General features: G+C 76.3%; 2 protein-coding genes. One reads left to right on the forward strand and one right to left on the reverse strand.

The window, feature by feature from the left end; all coding sequences use genetic code 11:
• Nucleotides 1–216 (reverse strand): DUF3046 domain-containing protein (locus HGA02_RS13610; protein WP_168679455.1); only part of this gene is annotated, 216 nt, incomplete at its 3' end.
• A gap of 93 nt (nt 217–309) precedes the next feature.
• Between HGA02_RS13610 and HGA02_RS13615 the strand changes: the two genes are divergently transcribed.
• Nucleotides 310–3349: DEAD/DEAH box helicase (locus HGA02_RS13615; protein ID WP_343035477.1), on the forward strand; the 3040-nt coding region annotated here is incomplete at its 3' end.

Consider the following 3349-nt stretch of genomic DNA (forward strand, 5'->3'; position numbering starts at 1 on the left):
CGCGCGGTGCGGGTCGGTGCCCCAGCGGGCGGCGTCCGGGACGCCGAGCGCGTCGCACAGGGCGTGCCAGACGGTCCGCGGCTCGTCGCCGTCGTCGAGCGCCTGCTGCGCGGTCCGGTTGCCGAGCTCCCCGATGACGAGCTCGCGCACGAGCCCGCGGCCCTGGGCGCTGCCCAGGACGTCGTCGACCAGATCCCAGAACTCCCGGTACCTCACGGCCCACAGCCTGCCACCCCGCGCGCGCTGCGCCCACACCGACGTGCGGATCTGCGAAGGGCGGGTGTGGGCGGTGCCTGGCACGATGACGCGGTGGTGCTCAACCGGTTCTCCGACGCGACGCAGGCGTGGTTCTCCGGCGCGTTCGAGCAGCCCACGGCCGCGCAGACGGGCGCGTGGACCGCGGTGTCGGGCGGGGAGCACGCGCTCGTCGTCGCGCCGACCGGGTCCGGCAAGACGCTCGCGGCCTTCCTGTGGGCGCTCGACGGCCTGCTCACGCAGGACCAGCCGGAGGACCCGGCCGCGCGCTGCCGCGTCGTGTACGTCTCGCCGCTCAAGGCGCTCGCGACCGACGTCGAGCGCAACCTGCAGTCCCCGCTGGTCGGCATCCGGCAGGCCGCGGCGCGGCTCGGGCGCACGCTGCCCGACGTGTCGGTCGGGATCCGCACGGGCGACACCCCGCCGGCCGAGCGGCGCGCGTTCGCGACGAAGCCGCCGGACATCCTCATCACGACGCCCGAGTCGCTGTACCTCGTGCTGACGTCGGCGGCGCGGTCGGGCCTGTCGGGCGTCCGGACGGTCATCGTCGACGAGATCCACGCCGTCGCCGGGACCAAGCGCGGCGCGCACCTCGCGCTGTCGCTCGAGCGGCTCGACGCGCTGCTGGACCGCCCGGACGGGCCCGGGCCGGTGCAGCGGATCGGGCTGTCGGCGACCGTCCGACCCGTCGAGACGGTGGCCGAGTTCCTCGGGGGTGCGCGTCCGGCGGCGCAGGGCGGGCGGACGGTGACCGTCGTGCAGCCGCCGTCGACCAAGCGCATCGAGGTCGACGTCGTCGTGCCCGTCCCGGACCTGACGGAGCTCGGGACCGCCGCCGGGTCGGACACCCCGCTGCCCGACCTCGACCTGAGCGGCACCGCGGACCGCCCGCTGACCCGCCCGTCGATCTGGCCGCACGTCGAGGAGCGCGTCGTCGACCTCGTCGCGGACCACCGCTCGACGCTCGTCTTCACCAACTCGCGCCGCGGCGCCGAGCGCCTGACCGCGCGCATCAACGAGGTGTGGGCCGGCCGCCAGGGCGAGGACGTGCCCGACCCCGGCACGCTGCGGCCTGCGGCGGCACCGGCGCAGTCGGGGACGGCCGTCGGGATCGACACCCGTACCGCGGAGACGATCCTCGCGCGCGCGCACCACGGGTCGATGAGCCGCGCGGAACGCACGCGCACCGAGTCCGAGCTCAAGGCGGGCCGGCTGCCCGCCGTGGTCGCGACGAGCTCGCTCGAGCTCGGCATCGACATGGGTGCGGTCGACCTCGTCGTGCAGGTCGGCTCCCCGCCGTCGGTCGCGAGCGGGCTGCAGCGCGTCGGACGTGCGGGCCACCAGGTCGGCGCGGTCTCGCGCGGCGTCGTGTTCCCGACGTTCCGCGGCGAGCTCGTGCCGGCCGCGGTCACGGCCGAGCGGATGCGGGCCGGCACCCTCGAGCCGCTGTCGGTGCCGCGCAACGCGCTCGACGTGCTCGCGCAGCAGGTCGTGGCCATGGTCGCGACCGACGACTGGTCGGTCGACGACCTCGCGGCCGTGGTCCGCCGCGCCGGACCGTTCTCGACGCTCGGCGACGCGACGCTGCGCGCGGTGCTCGACATGCTCGCGGGCCGCTACCCGAGCGAGGAGTTCGCCGAGCTGCGCCCGCGGATCGTGTGGGACCGCGTGACCGACACGCTGTCCGCGCGGCCGGGCGCGCTGCGGCTCGCGGTCACGAGCGGCGGGACGATCCCCGACCGCGGCCTGTTCGGCGTGTTCCTCGCGAGCGGCGCGACGACGAGCGACGTGCCCGTCGACGCCGAACGCACCGGCGGCCGCGTGCGCGGTGGGCGGCGCGTCGGCGAGCTCGACGAGGAGATGGTCTACGAGTCCCGCGTGGGCGACACGTTCACGCTCGGGTCGAGCACGTGGCGCATCGACGACATCACCCCCGACCGCGTGCTCGTCACCCCGGCGCCGGGCGTCCCCGGGCGGCTGCCGTTCTGGAAGGGCGACTCGCAGGGACGCCCCGCCGAGCTCGGCCGCGCGATGGGCGCGTGGGTGCGCGAGCTCGGCACGCTGCCCGAGCCGGCCGCGCGGGCGCGCGTCGAGGCGGCCGGGCTCGACCCCTGGGCGGCCGACAACCTGCTCACGTACCTGGCCGAGCAGCGCGCCGCCACGGGCGACCTGCCGACCGACACCGTGCTCGTCGTCGAGCGGTTCCGCGACGAGATCGGCGACTGGCGCGTCGTGCTGCACTCCCCCTACGGCGCACGCGTCCACGCGCCCTGGGCGATCGTCGTGGGGGCGCGCCTGCGCGAACGGTACGGGGTCGACGCCGCCGCGATGCACGCCGACGACGGGATCGTCCTGCGGTTGCCCGACGTGCTCGGCGAGGACGCGTGGGCCGACGGGAGCGACGCCGACGCGGGCCCGGCGATCGGGCTCGACGACCTGCTGGTCGACGCCGACGAGGTGCTCGACACCGTGCGCTCGGAGCTCGGCTCGTCGGCGATGTTCGGCGCCCGGTTCCGCGAGGCCGCGAGCCGCGCGCTGCTGCTCCCCCGCCGCCGACCCGACCGGCGCCAGCCGCTGTGGCAGCAGCGTCAGCGGTCCGCGCAGCTGCTGTCCGTCGCCGCGCAGTACCCCGACTTCCCGATCCTGCTCGAGGCCGTCCGCGAGTGCCTGCAGGACGACTTCGACACCGAGGCGCTCCAGTCGCTCATGCGCGACGTCGCGAACGGGCGCGTCCGCGTCGTGGAGGTGACGACGCCGCAGCCGTCGCCCTTCGCGCAGGCGCTCCTGTTCGGGTACACGGCGCAGTTCCTGTACGAGGGCGACGCGCCCCTCGCCGAGCGGCGCGCGGCCGCGCTCACGCTCGACCCGACGCTGCTCGCCGAGCTGCTGGGCCAGGGCGGCGAGTCGCAGCTCGCGGACCTCCTGGACCCCGAGGCGGTCGTCCGGACGGAGGCCGAGCTCGCGGGCACGGCGCCGGACCGGCAGGTGTCGTCGCTCGAGGGGCTCGCGCAGCGCATCGTCGCCGGTGACGTGCCCGAGTCCCTGCGCGGCAAGCGGCTCGTCAGCCTCGACCTCGCGGCGATGGTCGCGGGCG

The sequence above is a fragment of the Cellulomonas septica genome (assembly GCF_012396155.1).
Taxonomy (GTDB): domain Bacteria; phylum Actinomycetota; class Actinomycetes; order Actinomycetales; family Cellulomonadaceae; genus Cellulomonas; species Cellulomonas septica.